This is a genomic window from Bacillota bacterium, from assembly GCA_023511455.1.
Lineage (GTDB): Bacteria > Armatimonadota > HRBIN16 > HRBIN16 > HRBIN16 > HRBIN16.
Genome location: JAIMBJ010000006.1, coordinates 114,676 through 131,044, shown reverse-complemented (window position 1 = coordinate 131,044; position 16,369 = coordinate 114,676). Strand labels below are relative to the sequence as shown.

The following is a 16,369-nucleotide window of genomic DNA, read 5'->3' as shown; positions in this document are numbered from 1 at the left end:
GGGGAGAAACGATTTTACTCTATTATACCTGGCTAAGCCGGATGTCGTGCACGAGCCACTGGATTTCGCGCCGCCCGTTGAATTCGTTCCATTGCGGCGTGTACACCACGTCTACTTCGTCCCCCACCCCGAAGCGGTCATCATAATCACCCATACCGAACGCGATACAATCCGTGGGCGGCAACGCCTCACCCCGCACGACCAGCTTCCAGTGAGAACCATCGGCTCCCACCCGCCTTTTCTCTAGAATCGTCAATCCACGGCTCAGGAACATCGGTTCGGGGTTGCCGTGCCCAAACGGTTCCATTCGGGCTATCTCGTCTACCAGTGCCGGGGTTACCTCAGCCGGCTCGATGTCGGCGTCAATGTCCAGTCGCGGCAGCAGGTCCTCAGGCGACATCCATACGTGGGCAAGCTGGTTCAGGTGCTGGCGCAACTCCTCGATATGTTCCGTTCGGATGGAGAAGCCGGCTGCCAGCGTATGCCCGCCGCACTCGATGAACAGTTCGCGCCGCGCCTCTATCGCCCGAAAGATATCGTAGGGACGGATACTGCGCGCAGAGCCACGCCCTACCCCGCATTCAGGGTCGAGCGAAATCATCACCGTGGGACGGTGATACTGTTCCAGCACCTTGCTTGCCACAATGCCAATAACGCCCTTGTCCCATTCTTCCCCGGCAAGCACCAGCACCCATTCGCGGGCGATGTCGCGGTGCGCCGCCTGCTCCAGTGCCTGTTCCAGAATACGCTGTTGTTCGCTGCGCCTGCGCCAGTTGTGCTCTTCCAGCTCCTGCGCCAGCTGATAAGCTCGTTGTGGGTCGTCCGTCGTCAGCAGCTCCAGCGCGATTGCCGCGTCGTCCAGCCGCCCCACCGCGTTGATGCGCGGCGCCAGCGCAAACTGTACCTGTCGCATGGTCACCGGCTTATCCGCAGGCACACGCGCCACCGACAGCAATGCCTGCACACCCGGTCGCTTCGAGCGCGGGATGAACGGCAACCCGTACCACGCAAACACCCTGTTCTCTTCCATCAGGGGCATGACGTCCGCAATAGTGCCCAGCGTGGCAAGGTCCAGGAAGTACTGACGATAATTCTGCGGTGAAAGCCCCTTCGCACGCACCAGCGCCTCGCCCAGACGATAGCTGACCCCCACCCCACTGAGGTTCGGGAAGGGGTAGCGTGAATGAGGAAGATGAGGATTCACGACCGCCAGCGCACGGGGAACCTCCTCTCCCGGTTCGTGGTGGTCGGTGATGATAACATCGATGCCGACGTCGCGGGCGTGTTCCACCACCTCGTGCGCCTGAATGCCGCAGTCACAGGTCAGGATCAGCTTCACACCCTGCCGATACGCCTCGTCCACCACCGGCACGCGGATGTCGTAGCCGTCGCGCTTGCGGTGCGGTACCCTTGCCTGCACGCGGGCACGCAGTTTGCTGAGCGTATGGAACCACAGCGCGGCGCTGGTGACGCCATCCACGTCATAGTCGCCGTACACCAGAATCCGCTCTTTACGTTCTATTGCCTGAAGGATACGGTTGACTGCGACCTCCGCATCGGGAAGCAAGAAGGCATCCGGCAGGTCATCCCAGTCGGGGTCCAAAAATCGCTCTGCCTGCTCGGGCTCGGTGATACCCCGATTGACCAGCAGGCGAGCCAGTATTTCGCTGACCCCCACCTCTCGCTGGAGTCGCGCGATACTCTCCGTATCCCCTGACTGAACAATCCAGCGTGTTCGCCCTACCTGGTTTCTCACTGCGTGCAGCTACTCCTCATCCCAATCACAAACACAAGGAGCGGGCAGACTCTGCCCGCTCCCGATAAACCTACGCCCGGCGACGGCGCTTGGGGCGCGGCTTGCTGCCGGTTGCGGCGGTTACCCCTGCTTCGGGAGCGCCATCGCGTTTGACCGTTGCCTCCGCAGGCTGTGCGGGCGCAATACGCGGCTCTGCCCCCCGCAACCCGCGTCTCTCTGCCAGCTCTTCCCAATAGGTCACCACCGGAGCTGCATTGAAAATGGACGAGTAGGTACCGGTGGTGACACCGATGAGCAGGGCGATGGTCAACAGCTTCACCACTGGACTGCCCAAAAACAGCAGGGCGATTAACACCAGAATCAGCGTGAGCGAGGTGTTAATCGAGCGTGCCAGTGTCTGCACAATGCTCTTGTTCGCGATGTCGGCAAAGGTCTCGCCACGAGTGCGATTACGCAGGTTCTCGCGGATGCGGTCAAAGACCACGATGGTATCGTGAACCGAGAAACCGATAAGCGTCAGCATCGCCGTCACGAATAGCGCATCCACTTCCCAGCCTCGCAGCTGCCCCATAATCGCGAACGCTCCCACCAGCACCAGCACGTCGTGAATCAGCGCGATAACCGCCGCCACGCCAAACTTGAATCCCTCGCGGATGCCGCCAATGGCGAAGCGCACCGCCAGATAGAAGAGGATAAGCACCTCCGACAGGATAATTGCCCATAACGCCTTGCGGGTCTGTTCCTTGCTGACAATCCCACCCACCTGCGTGAAACTCTGCTCTTCGAGATTGCCCAGACTGGCAAGGGAACGCTTGATGGACTCCTTCTCTTCGGGGGTGATTTCTTTCGTGCGGATGAACACCAGATTATTTTCACCAACCACCACACGGGCGTCACGAAAACCCCCTTGCGCCAGCGCACTTTGTACTTGACGCACCGTGACAGGGTTCTCGAAGCGCAGCTGCAGTTCCGAGCCTCCTGCAAAGTCGACACCCAGCTTCAAGCCATCGATCGCCCACGCCAGCACACCAAGCGCAATGAAAGCTCCGCTCAGGGCGAACCATATCTTTTTCTTACCAACGATGTCGATGTGCGTCTGCCACTGTCGCCCCAGTCCGAACAGGCGCGGGTTGTTGCCAACGCCCATGCTTACCAGCGTCCACAGCATCGTGCGCGTGACGGTGATGGCGGTAAACATACTGATCGCCACACCAATCATCAGCATCAACGCAAAGCCCTTCACCGCGCCCGTGCCCAGCGCGAACAGGATGAGGCTGGTAATGATGGTACACACATTCGAGTCAAAGATAGCCGTGAAGGCGCGTTTGAAGCCATCGTCGATAGCTGCCTTCAACGTCTTGCCTGAGCGCAACTCCTCCTTCATCCGTTCAAAAATCAGGATGTTGGCGTCGACTGCCATGCCGATGGACAGGATAAACGCGGTGATACCGGGCACGGTAAACACCACACCCAGCAGTTTGTACGCCGCCAAAGAATAAAGGGTATACAGACCCAACGCAACCGCCGATAGCACGCCCGGCAGCAGGTAGTAGCCCACCATGAACAGCAGAACCAACCCTAAACCGACCACGCCTGCCCACAGGCTCTGGCGCACCGACTCCTTACCCAGCGTCGCGCCCACTTTGGCGATCTGGATAATCTCCAATGGCACGGGCAAAGCACCGGAGTTCAACAGGGTTGCCAGCTCCGCCGCTTCCGTTGCGCTGAAGCCGCCCTCGATAACGCCCTTTCCGCCCAGAATGGCTTCGTTAATGCGTGGTGCGGAGATAATGCGGTTATCCAGCACGATGGCTAATATCTCGCCCACATGCTTGCGCGTGAAGTCACCAAAGCGACGCGCCCCCTCCGCGTTGAATTCGAAAGCCACCTGTGGCCGACCTACCTGATCATACACCAGTTTACAGTTCGGCTTGAGGTCCGCACCGGTAACAACGGGGTTCTGCTCGCCCATCTCCGCAGCGCGCGCTTTCTGGTCCTGCAGAAACTCGGTAATATCGACGTCTTTCTGCTGCACCGTGTCGTAAACCACGTTGATTTCCCGACCGCCTTCTTGCCTCTGCTCGATGCGGTAACGCGCCATGGGATTGCGCTCGTTCTGCACCGACGGCAGGTACCAGAACTCCAGCTGGGCGGTGGTCTGTATCAACCGCAGTGCTTCCTGCTCATTGACCACTCCCGGCAACTCCACCAGAATGCGGTCCTGCCCCTGACGCGCCACCACCGACTCCGTCACGCCGAGGCGGTTCACCCGCCGCTCCACGATGTCCACTACGGAAGCCATGTTTTCGGGGCGCCATTCGCGTTGTTTGTCGGGAGGAAGCTTCTCCACCTGCGCGCGCAATACCACACGCACGCCACCTTTGAGGTCCAGTCCCAGTTTGAAAGGCTCTTTGCCTCGCCCTGTCGTGAGCGGTTGAAAGATAACCACCCACGCAGACACCAGCGTCACCAGAATTATCACAATCCACCAGCGGGTATTTGTATCCAAAGCGGAAAACCTCCAGACCTGTTCAGAATACAAACGAACCTATCGGAATTATACAAAATCGCGGGGAGAGCGTCAAGCGTCTCCCCCGAGCTGGCGTAAACGCTCACGCTCGCGCACCACAACGAAATGCCATGGTCTGGCATTGCGTGCAGAGGGAGCCGCCATCCCCGCTTCCAGCAGCGCGTGCACCTCCGCCTCACCAACCGGCTCGGATGTATACAGACGAATGCTCCTGCGGGCAAAGATAAGCGACAGGCGTTGATCCATTTCGGCAGCCACCTCCCCAGTGAAAGACAATCAGCGACTGAAGGTTTCGGGATGCAGGCAGCCCGTTCCTTTCGCACCGTCAGCCATTTGCCTCTCACACCGTAAAGCCGCGCCCCCATGCTTTGCATTCGGCGAGAGCTTTCGCGACGTGCCATACTTTTTGGCGGGGGCGCAAAAACGGGCGGCCGTCAGGTACAATACTATGCGAACGGATGGTGAAAGCGTGAACCGGAACCAATCACATTGCTTTGACCTGATACTGCGCGGCGGTACGGTGGTGGACGGGACAGGCGCGCCTCCTGTCGCCGCAGATGTGGGCATCGTGGGCGAGCGCATTGCTGCCATCGGCGACCTGCGCGAGGCGCAGGCACATTGTGTGCTGGAGGTCGCCGGGCTTTGCGTCGCACCCGGCTTTATCGACATCCACACCCACTCCGACATCAGCCTGCTCTATAACCCCCAGCAGACCTCCGCCCTCGTGCAGGGCATCACCACGCAGGTGGTCGGCAACTGCGGCATCGCGATGGGGCTCATCACCGACGAACCTATTTTCGCCTATGAGCGACGCTGGCTTGCACCCTACGGCATCCGCGTGACCTGGCAAGGCAGGCTGGCGCGTTTCCATGAGCGCGTTCTAGAAACCGGAACCGCCACCAATATCATCCCCCAAGTCGCTCACGGCACCTTGCGCAAGCGGGTGATGTGCATGGAGCGCCGACCGCCCACCTCCGACGAGCTGCGCCGTATGCAGGCACTTATCGAACAGGCTGTGGAAGACGGCGTGTGGGGCTTCTCCACCGGGCTCGAGTACGCTCCGGGCTCCTATGCCCAAACCGAGGAGATTATCGCGCTGGCAAAGACGGCAGCGCGATTCGGGCTTTTCTACTCCACCCACCTGCGCGACGAGGCAGACCACCTGCTTGAGGCGGTGCAGGAGGCATTGCTTATCGGTGAGGAGGCGGGCATCCCCGTGCAGCTCTCCCACCATAAGGCCGACGGCGAGCGTAATTGGGGGCTGGTACAACGCACCCTGCAAATGGTGGAAGAGGCGCGCGCCCGCGGGCTAGATGTCATGCTCGACGAGTATCCCTACGATGCCTACCTCACCTCCCTGCTTACCGGCATCCTGCCCGACTGGGCGACCGAAGGCGGGCCTGACGCCATCGTGACGCGCCTGCAGTCCCCTGGCATCCGCGAGCAAATTAAGGCGGAAATCCTTACCCTGCACCCCGACTGGGAACACGAGACGCACTGGCACCGCGTGGTGATTGCCGTTGCGAGGAATCATCGCGACCTGCAGGGACACAGCATCGCCCAAATCGCCCGCGAGCGTGGTTGCCATCCGCTGGACTGCGTGCTCGACATTCTGATTGAAGAACATACCTTCGTCAGCGCAGCGCGCTTCACCCTCAGCGAGCAGGACGTGCAGACCGTGTTACGCCATCCATTGACCATGATTGGTTCGGACGCCATCGCCACCGCACCGCTCGGTAAGATGTCCGTAGACCGGGTGCATCCCCGCAATTACGGAACCTTCCCGCGCGTGCTCGGGCGGTATACCCGCGAATTGCGCCTTCTCACTCTACAGGAGGCGGTGTACAAGATGACCGGCTTGCCCGCCCAGAGGCTGGGGTTGCGAGATCGCGGCGTGCTGCGCGAGGGCACAGTGGCGGACATCACCGTGTTCCACCCCCTCACCGTCGCCGACCGCGCTACCTTTGATGAGCCGCATCAGATACCCGCGGGCATCGAATATGTGTTCGTCGCGGGCAAAACGGCACTGGAACATGGCGTGCCTACCGGCGTAAGGGCAGGCACGGTTTTGGACAAAAACAGACATTGCTAGAACTCTATTTCATTATATCCACCTGCCATGTCGACTGGTTGAAAATCACCGGATATGCGCGGTATAATCAAGACACACTAAGTTCTTTGGCTAAGGGAGGTCAAACAATGAACAAAAAGCGGGCCGCCTTCACCTTGATAGAGCTCCTCGTTGTGATTGCCATCATTGCGATACTCGCAGCCATCCTGTTCCCGGTTTTTGCGCAGGCACGCGAGAAAGGCAGGCAGGCTTCCTGCGTCAGCAACCTGCGCCAGTTATCTCAGGCCACCCTGATGTACGCTCAGGACTATGATGAGAGTTTCCCCGGTACGCTGATGAGGTACGATGTTGGCGAGGGGTTCCAAACCACTTTCATCGAGACGCTCATGCCCTACGTGCGCAACCGGGGCATCGGACAGTGCCCGAGCGCGTTGCAGCACGGCTACTGCTGGCCCACGGCCACCGACCCCTGCGCCCGGTATCTGCCTTGGGATTACTCCGTGAACTTCAGCCTGTCTTACCGAAGTTTTCGTACTCGGTTCTATGATGATACCCTTTTCCGTACCCTCAGCGAGGTGACTCAACCTGCACAGAACTTCCTCATGACCGACAACGACGGAGGCTGGCGTCTGTACACTCTCTGGCGCAATCTCGACTGCGAGGTTGTGGGTCATTGCTTGCCTGGAATTGTGTCTCTCGACGAAGTGCGCATCTACCAGAGGCACCTGCGTGGGGTCACCGTCGCGTTCATCGACGGGCATGCCAAATGGGTACGCTCTCCCGAAGGGCTGATTAGTGTGGAGGCTGGCGGCACCATGCACTACTCGCCCTACCATCGGACACCCTAGTGGGTCGCGAGAGTCCTTCGTGGGGTGAGATCAGATTGTCCGTTTTTCTGCATGGCGCGGGGGTATGTTCACAGCGGAGGGGGTAAACCTCCAGATACTCTTGCCGGACGGACGTACGGAACCACAACAGGAGGCACCGAAACATGCGGTCAAAAGCCCTAGCCCTGGTTTTGATAGCGGTTACATTGCTGGCTGTGGTGATAGCGGCGCTATCGTACCGCGCCACCCGCCCTGCGATTACCCCGCAGGAGGCATACGAGATACACCGTGAGCAACTACAAGGTATCGCTGAAGCCTCCTCCCGATACGAGGGGGCAGGCAAAGGCAAATACCAGCCGCCCAAAGGATTTGTCGCGCCCCAGCTGGACCGGTAGTTTCACTCCAGCAAAGCGTACTCTGCCCGCCGACGCTCAGCACGGGCGATTTCGTCGGGGTCGAGCGAGGCGGGTTGCCACTGTATGCTCAACTCCGATGCCACGCCCTCCTGGATTGCCCGTATCAGTTCATCCAGTGCAATGCCCTTCAGGGGCGTTTCGGGAGGCTCATTCCAGGGATACAGAACGTTTCGCAGGCTCGCTGGTAAATCGCCAACAGGAATGCTCATCTGCTCCATCACCACATCTGCCCGCCGGTACTGTGCCCCACCGACCAGCTTCACGCCGTCTTCCGTGGTCAGGTCGCCGGGCAGCGCGTGAGCAAAGCAGTTGGCGTGAGAACCCTTCAAGAGGCGCCGCTCCGCCTGCACAACGGGACGGGTGTCGACACCCAGAATCCTGAAACCCCTCGCCAGCGCAGACACCAGTCGCAGGTGCACATCCAGCACCCGACGTGCGGGCGCAAAGGAGCGCAAAGGAACCACCACGCACAGCGTCAGGTCATGCCCGTGCAGCACCGCTTTGCCCCCAGTCAGCCGCTGTACCACAGGGATACCGCGCTCGCGGCACAGGGACATGTTCAACACCTTTTCCGCGCGTTGCAGGCGTCCGAGGGAGACGGAAGGTTTTGCCCAGCGATAGAAGCGCACCGTCGGAGGCTGCGCGCCCGCAATGACAGACTCCAAAATCGCCTCATCCACCGCCATGTTCCGCGCGGCGTCGCCCGCCCCGTCGTGTATCAGCCTCCAGATACCGCTCACGGCTGCCAGCAGACGCACAGCTCCTTTGCCGCCTTCGCCTCGTCCAGCCGGCGCACAGGCGTATGATGGGGCGCCTCATGAAGCAGCTCGGGATGCTCACGCGCCTCCCCGACAATGCGGTGCAGTGCGTCTACAAAGGCGTCCAACGTCTCCACGCTCTCCGTCTCGGTCGGCTCGATCATCAGCGCCTCTGGCACAATCAGCGGGAAGTACATCGTCGGGGGGTGGAACCCGTAATCGATAAGCCGCTTTGCGATGTCCAGCGCGCGCACCCCGTACTCCGTTTTGTAGCGTTGCGCGGTCAGCACGCATTCGTGCATGCACATGCGGTCATAGGCAGCAGGCAAAATGTCCTGCAGCTTGACGCGCAGGTAGTTGGCGTTCAGAACGGCGTGCTCAGCAACCGCTTTCAGCCCGCCCGGTCCCAGCGTTCGGATATAGGCGTACGCCCGTACTGCGTTCAGGAAATTGCCCAGGAACGAGTGGATACGTCCGATGCTCTGTGGGCGGTCGTAATCCAGTGCGAAGCTGCCGTCGGGGCGGCGCGTTACCACCGGCACAGGCAGAAACGGCTCCAGAAAGGCTTTGACCGCGATGGCTCCCGCGCCTGGGCCGCCTCCGCCGTGCGGCGTGGAGAAGGTCTTGTGCAGGTTAAAGTGCACCGCGTCGAAACCCATGTCGCCCGGTCGCGCGATGCCCAGCAGGGCGTTCATGTTCGCGCCGTCGCAGTAGACCAGCCCACCTGCCTCATGTACCGCGTCGCACACCTCGCGCACCTGCGTCTCAAACAGTCCCAGCGTGTTGGGATTGGTCAGCATCAACCCGACAGTATCCGGTCCCACTGCCTCGCGCAGGGCTTTCAGGTCAATGCAACCGCGCTCGTCAGAGGGCAGGGTGCGCACGGTGAAGCCGCAGGATGCTGCCGAGGCCGGGTTGGTTCCGTGCGCCGAGTCGGGTACGAGTACCACCTTACGTTGTGCCGCCTCCCCACGGCTGGCATGATATGCTTTGAAGACCATCAGGCTGAGGATTTCGCCATGCGCTCCCGCAGCAGGCTGCAGGGTAACCGCATCCATGCCCGCAATCTCACCCAGATATTGCTGCAGTTCCCACAGCAGCTGTAACGCGCCCTGCACGGTCGTCTCGGGCTGCAGTGGATGCAGCTGGGTGAAGTTTGGCAGGGAGGCAACCTTCTCGTGTACACGCGGGTTATACTTCATGGTACAGGAACCAAGCGGGTAAAAGCCAATCTCGATACCGTAGTTGCGCTGCGAAAGGCGCACAAAGTGCCGCATGACGTCCAGTTCGCTGACTTCAGGCAGAGGGAGGTCTTCGCGCAGGTTCTCCGCGCCAAGCAAGTCCTCCACCGGTCGCTCCGGCACATCGCACTCCGGCAGGTTCGCACCGCATCTGCCCGGCGAGGAGAGCTCATAAATCAAGGGTTCCATGCCAGTTGCTCCTGTACGTACGGTTTCACCACCTGTATAATAGCACAGTAGTAGCTTGCAGGGCAAGCGCACACAGCTTGCCATCTTGCGCTCTTTCCGATAACATATACTGGGACTCCAAATGGGGGCATGTGGCATTGAAGATACGAGGAGACTGGATCGGTCGGTTGTTGGGTATCGCCGTTTTTGTGCTGGGCGTCGGTGTGCTATGGATTGTGTTCCGAGAGGCGCATCAGATGTTCACCGCCCCCCTTCCCTCCGCCGACAAATCTCTGCCAAGGCTGGGGCACATCGGGATAGAGGTATTGAAAAAACTGGGATTGCTGATTGTGATGACGCTGGCAGGCTCTCTCATTGCTAACAAAGGAGTGCAGATGTATTTTGCCGCTCTGGGGGTTGCGCCCAGCAAAGGGTTGGAGAAGCCGCCATCAGAGCCCGTTACCAAGTAGTAGCCCGGGAGTGTACTCCCGGGCTAACACACGAGGCGGATTAGCGCCCACGCCTCCGCAATGACGCTCCTGCCAACCCTCCTACTCCCAGCAGCAATACCGCTACCGAGGCAGGTTCCGGCACGGGCACCAGTTCCATTTCCAAACGCGGTGCGCGGATGTTCGCATTGTTGTAGCCGGCGTAGGTGGCTGCAACTGTATCTTCGGCTGGAGTCACGACGAGGCGTATCTTTCCCGCACTATTAATCTGGCCCAACAGGTAGGGCTTCGCTGCGGCTGGAAGTGACAGCGCATACACAAATTCGGTGTCGTTGGCGGTTTTGACGTACGCACCTGTGCCCAGAAGATGCACCGGGCTCAGCTGCGTACCAACCCCATCTGGCAATGCAGTTGCGTCCCAGCGCAAAGGTGAGGTTCCGGGCTCAATATCGGTGGCGGTGTCTTCACTCAGCCAGAAGCGCACGGTGCCGTTTGCACTGAAGCTGGCGGGTGCATCATACAGCTTGAGGGTGATGAACTGGATGTCGACCACAGGCAGGGTCAGGTTCAGGTCGGCGGCAGAAAAGTCCACCACGCCAAAACTGGCGAAGCTGCCAAAATTGTTCCCCTCGATGTTGAAAAATCGTTTGCCGTTAACACCCGTCCGAGGGCCTGCAGGCTGTATGGTGGCGTTGTTAACGGCGTTGATACCGACGCTGAGCTGCGCCTCCGCTGTCAGAGCCAGCACGCCCAACGCCACAGCTACGAGCAATTTAGAGATTCGCATTGGATAACTCATGCCTCCTTTCACGTCAGAGAGTATAGTCGCCTCTATTATAGCATGTTGTTTGCTCCCAGTAAAGCAGGTTTTATTGCCGGCTGCAAGGATTCTCCGTGAACTTTTGTTATCTCCACTTTAACTCGGGATGCCTGTCGTACAGGCGAGGCAAGGCGACTTCGAATCTTCTCGCGCATTCGCGATACGGTTTCGTCGGTCGCCGCGAATTGGGGTACACTTAAATCCAGAAACCCTCTGCCCTCAGTGGCAACGGCAGGGGCAGGTGTTGCGTCTTAATTTCTGAAGGAGGGCGGTACATCCATGCCTGTAGAGCAAAAAGACGCGGTGGAAACCATCCGCGTGCAGCTGAACTTCCCGCTGGAGCGGGTAAAGGAGCCTATCGTCTACCGGCTGGTGAAGGACTTTGACCTGATACCCAACATCCGCCGGGCGAACATCGACCCGCACATCGGGGGATTTGTGTTTCTGGAGCTCACTGGCTCGTCGGCGCAGCTGCACCGCGCCATCGAGTTTCTGAAGGAACAGGGCATCACCGTCAGCACCATCGGCGTCAACGGCGCCGAGGAGTGGGTGGTGGGATGAGCACGGAGTCTGCCGCGTACCTGTTGCCGGTGGAGGAAGACGAAGCGGTCGCTTCGGTGGGCGAAAACATCGTGAAGCACATCTTCACCTTCGCCTCGCCCGAAGAGCCCTTTGTGCTGGAGAACCGACAAACGTTACCGCGCGTGGATGTGGCTTATGAGGTGTACGGCGAACTGAACGCCACACGCGACAACGCCATCCTGGTGCTGCATGGGCTAACAGGCAGCTCGCACGCTGCGGGCAAGTATGCACCGTACAACCGCACGGTAGGCTACTGGGATGGTCTCATCGGTCCCGGCAAGGTGTTCGACACCGAGAAATACTGCGTCATCGCTCCCAACGTGCTGGGTAGCTGTCGTGGTAGCACCGGACCCGCTTCCATCGATCCGCGCACCGGCAAGCCGTACGGACTGCGCTTCCCCATCGTCACCATCCGCGACATGGTGCGTGTGCAGCGGGTGCTGTTGGACCATCTGGGCGTGCGAAAGCTCAAGCTGGTCACCGGCGGCTCGATGGGCGGTATGCAGGCGCTGGAATGGGCAGTGATGTATCCTGACTTTATGGACGCGGTGGCTCCAATCGCCTGCAGTGCGCGGTTGTCGGCGCAAGCCATCGCTTTCAACGAGGTGGGCAGGCGTGCCATCATGCTTGACCCCAACTGGCGCAAGGGCGAGTACTACGAGGACGGTGAAAAACCGCGTCAGGGGCTCGCGCTTGCCCGCATGATAGGCACCATCACCTACCTCTCCGATGAGATTATGCAACAGGTGTTCGGACGCAAACCCGCCAGCCAGGAGAGCGCACTCGAGCATGACCTGCATGCCCGCTTTGACGTGGAGCGATACCTTCATGAGGAGGGCGAGAAGTTGCTCAAGCGCGACTTCGACGCCAACAGCTACCTCTACCTGAGCAAGGCGATGGATTTGCATGACATCAGCCGCGGCTACGCCAGTCTGGAAGAAGCGCTCAGCCGCATTCAGGCGCGTGTGCTGCTTATCTCCATACGCTCCGATATCCTGTTCCCGCCCTACGTGATGCGCGAAATCCACGAGATGCTGAAACGTTTGGGCAAGCGTTCGGAGTATTTCGAGATGGATTCCGCCTACGGGCATGATGCTTTCCTCGTGGAGTATCGCAAGATGATACCGCCGCTCCGAAAACTGATGCAACAACTGGAGGAAGAGTGCGAATGACACCGGTCATCGACGTGCAAGACGTACACAAAACCTATATTCTGGGCAAGACGCATGTACACGCCCTGCGCGGAGTTTCGCTGAAGGTTTATCCGGGCGAATTCGTGGCGATAATGGGTCCATCCGGGTCGGGTAAGTCCACCTTCATGAACATCATCGGTTGCCTGGACCGCCCAACCAGCGGCTCCTACAAACTGGACGGGGTAGAGGTCGCTAAACTCACCGACAACCAGCTGGCGGAAATCCGCAACCGCAAGATTGGCTTCGTGTTCCAGCAGTTCAACCTGCTGCCGCGTGCCACTGCCCTGCGCAACGTGGAACTGCCCCTGCTGTATAACGGTCGGTTCCGCGACCGCCACGAGCGAGCGAAGCGAGCCTTGGAGGCAGTGGGGCTGGCGCACCGTATCCACTCGCGCCCTAATGAGCTGTCGGGCGGCGAGCAACAGCGCGTCGCCATTGCTCGGGCACTGGTGAACGAGCCGGCGGTGATTCTGGCAGACGAGCCGACGGGAAATCTGGACAGCCGACGCGGCGAAGAGATTATGGCCATATTCCAGAAGCTGAACGACGAAGGCAAGGTGATTGTGCTGGTCACCCATGAGTGGGACATTGCCCGCCACGCCCGACGCATCGTGCGGTTTCGGGACGGCAAAATCGTGGGCGATGAACCTGTTACCGAACGCATTATCGCGGAAGAAGTACTGAAAACGCTTCCGGCTGTCGATGAAGAGGAAGAGGAGGAGGCGGTGACCAGATGATGGGGCATACACCCTGAACGGGCAAGGCTTCCCCTGTGAAAGAAAACCCGTTCATTCCACCGAGGCGAATCTGGTCGAGCAAGTGCGCGCCTGGAGGCGCGTTGAGAAAGGTTTCAGCGGGCGAGAGGAGGTGCGCCCTGTGGAGAGAATTGCTATATTTATTGACGGTCCCAACCTGACCTACACCATGCAGCAGCTGGGCTGGGACATCGATTTCGGGAAACTGTTGCGTTACTTCTCGCGAGGAGGCAGGTTGCTTCGCGCTTTTTACTATGCGTCGCGTCGGGAAGGCGAGTTCGACCCGATGCTCAGCTTCCTGGACTACCTGGACTACAACGGCTACACGGTGGTCACCAAGCCGCAGAAGCGCTACTACAACCCTGCCACAGGACAGTATGAAATCAAGGGCAACATGGACATCGAGCTTGCCATCGATATGCTGTTGCTGGCAGACCACATCGACCGTGCGGTGCTGTTTAGCGGGGACGGCGACTTCCGGCGGCTGGTGGAAGCGGTGCAGATGAAGGGTGTGCGTGTGGCAGTGGTCAGCACCATCCGCACGCTCTCCCCCATGATCGCCGACGAACTGCGACGACAGGCTGATGAATTCATAGACCTCGCGGATGAGGAAGTCAAGCGCGAGATCATCCGCGCCTGAGGTGGAGTCATGAGTACACCCACACGCTGGCGAAGGCTGCTGCGAGCAAGCCTGCTGGTGCTCGCGGTGGGTGGGTTGTTATTATGTATCCCTCTACCTCTGCTACCCGCCAGCGTATTGACCTATCGACAGGCGCTGGTGATATTTGGGGTCATCGTCGCGCTCGGCAAGTTGCTGTACGATACCCTCTTCTACGACCACTACTGGCCGTAGGAACGCATCACTTGCAGAGCGATCAAGCCAACCGCCTCTGAGCGTTGACTTCCGGGGCGCGGTTGTGCTATATATTAGGCAGCCGCCGGTATCTCGGCGGCTTTTGATGAACACATTCCCATGCCTGATGGGGCAGAAAAGGATGGACAGCAAGATGGCAAGACGGATGCTTTTTACCTCGGAGAGCGTGACCGAGGCACACCCCGATAAACTGGCGGACCAGATTAGCGATGCCATTCTGGACGAATGTTTGAAACAGGACCGCGAGGCAAACCTGCCCATCGAAGAGTACTCGCGGGTTGCCATCGAAACACTGCTCACACGCGGGCTGGCGGTCGTTGCTGGTGAGCTCACCACGCACGGCTACGTGGAAATCCCCGATGTGGTGCGAAAGACCATTAACGATGTCGGCTACACGCACACCGACTACGGCTTCGATGGCGATACAACGGGCGTCATGGTTGCCATCCAGAAGCAATCGCCGGACATCGCGCAGGGCGTCAACACGGGCGGCGCGGGAGACCAGGGTATGATGTTCGGTTATGCCTGCACCGAAACCGAACAGCTGATGCCCCTGCCCATCACCATTGCGCACCACCTCACCCGCCAGCTGGCGCAGGTACGCAAGCAGAATCCCGAACTCGGCTTACGTCCCGACGGCAAGTCGCAGGTGACCATCGAATACGTGGATGGCAAGCCCTATCGTATCGACACGGTACTCGTTTCCGCGCAACACGAACCCCATCTGTCACAGCAGGATGTGATGGAAATCGTCAAAGAGCACGTTTTGGAGCCGGTACTGAAGCATTATCAGCCCTTCAACAAAGGAGACTTCCGTTTCCTGTGCAACCCGACGGGGCGTTTCGAAATCGGAGGACCACAGGCGGACACGGGCGTTACCGGTCGCAAAATCATGGTGGACACCTACGGTGGCATGGCTCGACACGGCGGCGGCGCGTTCTCAGGCAAAGACCCCACCAAAGTCGACCGCTCGGCGACCTATATGATGCGCTACGTGGCGAAGAATGTCGTGGCAGCAGGACTGGCGGAACGGTGCGAATTGCAAATCGCCTACGCTATCGGACGAGCCGAACCGGTGTCTTTGACGATCGACTGCTTCGGTACGAACACCATCCCAGAAGAGCAGATTCTGAAGCGGGTGATGGACATCTTCGATTTCCGCCCGCGTTCCATTATCCGCGACCTCGGTCTGCTGACGGAAAACGTATGCTATCTGCGCACCGCGAAGAACGGGCACTTCGGCAATCCGGAGTTCCCCTGGGAGAAGACCGATAAGGCACACTTACTGAAATAGCGAGATATGGACGACGTGGAGCGGGTCATCGAAGAGTTTCTGGACGGTAAGCCCCGAGCCTCCACACTGCGCGAGCTGCGACACGCACTGGAGGCAAAGCTGCGCCGGATGGAGGAAGACCCCTCCACGCCGCCCGAGCAGATTGAACAGACGCGCGAGCAGGTGCGCGTGCTGTACGAAGAGGAACTGATTACACAATTCGTCGAAGATTCTATCCGCTTTACACTGTCTGCCGACGCCTTGCAACAACAAATCGGTGAGGATTAGAGGGAAACTGTGAGCGCAATGTTTGCACTGAACTTTTATCCCGATATTTACGAGAACCTGTTGCGCAGCCATCGCAAGACGGTCACCATTCGTCTGGGCGACAAAACCGACAAGTATCGCGCGGGGCAGCTGGTATGGGTTACCGTCGGCAACCGCTTCGCCCGCAGGCACAAGCTGTTCACCGCCATCATCGACCGCGTGGAGGTCAAACCGCTGGCGGAGCTCACCCCACGCGACATCAGCCGTGAGAACCCCGAGTTTCGCACCGCCGAGGACGTGCGCGACTTGCTGGAGCGCATCTACGATCGCCCCCTCGCGATGGAGGAGATTGTCACCGTTATCTACTTCTCACCGGTGGAGGAGTAGAT

At 59.5% G+C, this 16,369-nt stretch carries 17 protein-coding genes and 1 pseudogene; 12 read left to right on the top strand and 6 right to left on the bottom strand.

The window, feature by feature from the left end; genetic code table 11:
• Nucleotides 1–22: 22 nt before the first annotated feature.
• The 3 genes from recJ to K6U75_05975 form a co-directional block, all read right to left on the bottom strand.
• On the bottom strand, nucleotides 23–1,756 hold the full coding sequence (gene recJ / locus K6U75_05985) for a single-stranded-DNA-specific exonuclease RecJ (GenBank protein MCL6474585.1): 1,734 nt from the start codon (nucleotides 1,754–1,756) through the stop codon (nucleotides 23–25).
• A gap of 70 nt (nucleotides 1,757–1,826) precedes the next feature.
• On the bottom strand, nucleotides 1,827–4,265 hold the full coding sequence (secD, locus tag K6U75_05980) for a protein translocase subunit SecD (protein ID MCL6474584.1): 2,439 nt from the start codon (nucleotides 4,263–4,265) through the stop codon (nucleotides 1,827–1,829).
• Nucleotides 4,266–4,337: 72 nt separating this feature from the next.
• Nucleotides 4,338–4,532 carry a nitroreductase family protein gene (locus tag K6U75_05975; protein ID MCL6474583.1) on the bottom strand — a complete coding sequence of 65 codons (195 nt, stop codon included), beginning with the start codon at nucleotides 4,530–4,532 and terminating at the stop codon, nucleotides 4,338–4,340.
• Nucleotides 4,533–4,755: 223 nt separating this feature from the next.
• Here K6U75_05975 and K6U75_05970 point away from each other — a divergent pair, with 223 nt between their 5' ends.
• From K6U75_05970 to K6U75_05960, 3 genes and pseudogenes are all read left to right on the top strand, one after another.
• Entirely contained in the window at nucleotides 4,756–6,378 is a 1,623-nt protein-coding gene (locus K6U75_05970; GenBank protein ID MCL6474582.1) for a D-aminoacylase, read from the top strand.
• Nucleotides 6,379–6,485: 107 nt separating this feature from the next.
• Nucleotides 6,486–6,683, top strand: a pseudogene (locus K6U75_05965) (DUF1559 domain-containing protein).
• Between the two features lie 665 nt (nucleotides 6,684–7,348).
• Nucleotides 7,349–7,579: a hypothetical protein gene (locus K6U75_05960; GenBank protein ID MCL6474581.1), complete on the top strand. Its 231-nt coding sequence runs from the start codon at nucleotides 7,349–7,351 to the stop codon at nucleotides 7,577–7,579.
• A gap of 2 nt (nucleotides 7,580–7,581) precedes the next feature.
• Here the strand turns inward: K6U75_05960 and K6U75_05955 are convergent, their stop codons facing one another.
• Together K6U75_05955 and gcvPB are read right to left on the bottom strand one after the other, a co-directional pair.
• A complete protein-coding gene (locus K6U75_05955) occupies nucleotides 7,582–8,358 on the bottom strand; it encodes a lipoate--protein ligase family protein (protein ID MCL6474580.1) in 777 nt (258 codons plus the stop codon).
• Nucleotides 8,337–9,788 (bottom strand): aminomethyl-transferring glycine dehydrogenase subunit GcvPB, encoded by a 1,452-nt coding sequence (gene gcvPB / locus K6U75_05950; GenBank protein MCL6474579.1) that lies wholly within the window; start codon nucleotides 9,786–9,788, stop codon nucleotides 8,337–8,339. Before gcvPB ends, K6U75_05955 begins: the two co-directional genes overlap by 22 nt.
• A gap of 137 nt (nucleotides 9,789–9,925) precedes the next feature.
• Between gcvPB and K6U75_05945 the strand changes: the two genes are divergently transcribed.
• Nucleotides 9,926–10,237: a hypothetical protein gene (locus tag K6U75_05945; protein MCL6474578.1), complete on the top strand. Its 312-nt coding sequence runs from the start codon at nucleotides 9,926–9,928 to the stop codon at nucleotides 10,235–10,237.
• A 40-nt stretch (nucleotides 10,238–10,277) separates the two neighbouring features.
• On the opposite strand, the gene K6U75_05940 is transcribed toward K6U75_05945, so the two are convergent.
• On the bottom strand, nucleotides 10,278–11,003 hold the full coding sequence (locus K6U75_05940; protein MCL6474577.1) for a PEP-CTERM sorting domain-containing protein: 726 nt from the start codon (nucleotides 11,001–11,003) through the stop codon (nucleotides 10,278–10,280).
• A 312-nt stretch (nucleotides 11,004–11,315) separates the two neighbouring features.
• Between K6U75_05940 and K6U75_05935 the strand changes: the two genes are divergently transcribed.
• From K6U75_05935 to K6U75_05900, 8 genes are all read left to right on the top strand, one after another.
• The gene (locus K6U75_05935; GenBank protein ID MCL6474576.1) at nucleotides 11,316–11,597 is read left to right on the top strand and encodes an NIL domain-containing protein; all 282 of its coding nucleotides are present in this window, start codon (nucleotides 11,316–11,318) and stop codon (nucleotides 11,595–11,597) included.
• Nucleotides 11,594–12,790 (top strand): homoserine O-acetyltransferase, encoded by a 1,197-nt coding sequence (locus K6U75_05930; GenBank protein MCL6474575.1) that lies wholly within the window; start codon nucleotides 11,594–11,596, stop codon nucleotides 12,788–12,790. Before K6U75_05935 ends, K6U75_05930 begins: the two co-directional genes overlap by 4 nt.
• Nucleotides 12,787–13,548 carry an ABC transporter ATP-binding protein gene (locus K6U75_05925; protein MCL6474574.1) on the top strand — a complete coding sequence of 254 codons (762 nt, stop codon included), beginning with the start codon at nucleotides 12,787–12,789 and terminating at the stop codon, nucleotides 13,546–13,548. Before K6U75_05930 ends, K6U75_05925 begins: the two co-directional genes overlap by 4 nt.
• Nucleotides 13,549–13,678: 130 nt before the next feature.
• Nucleotides 13,679–14,206 carry an NYN domain-containing protein gene (locus K6U75_05920; GenBank protein MCL6474573.1) on the top strand — a complete coding sequence of 176 codons (528 nt, stop codon included), beginning with the start codon at nucleotides 13,679–13,681 and terminating at the stop codon, nucleotides 14,204–14,206.
• Between the two features lie 9 nt (nucleotides 14,207–14,215).
• Nucleotides 14,216–14,419 (top strand): hypothetical protein, encoded by a 204-nt coding sequence (locus tag K6U75_05915; protein ID MCL6474572.1) that lies wholly within the window; start codon nucleotides 14,216–14,218, stop codon nucleotides 14,417–14,419.
• Between the two features lie 154 nt (nucleotides 14,420–14,573).
• Nucleotides 14,574–15,734, top strand: a complete 1,161-nt coding sequence (gene metK, locus K6U75_05910) for a methionine adenosyltransferase (GenBank protein ID MCL6474571.1) — start codon at nucleotides 14,574–14,576, stop codon at nucleotides 15,732–15,734.
• A 6-nt stretch (nucleotides 15,735–15,740) separates the two neighbouring features.
• On the top strand, nucleotides 15,741–16,001 hold the full coding sequence (locus K6U75_05905) for a hypothetical protein (GenBank protein MCL6474570.1): 261 nt from the start codon (nucleotides 15,741–15,743) through the stop codon (nucleotides 15,999–16,001).
• Between the two features lie 18 nt (nucleotides 16,002–16,019).
• On the top strand, nucleotides 16,020–16,367 hold the full coding sequence (locus tag K6U75_05900; GenBank protein ID MCL6474569.1) for an ASCH domain-containing protein: 348 nt from the start codon (nucleotides 16,020–16,022) through the stop codon (nucleotides 16,365–16,367).
• The last annotated feature ends 2 nt before the right edge of the window (nucleotides 16,368–16,369 follow it).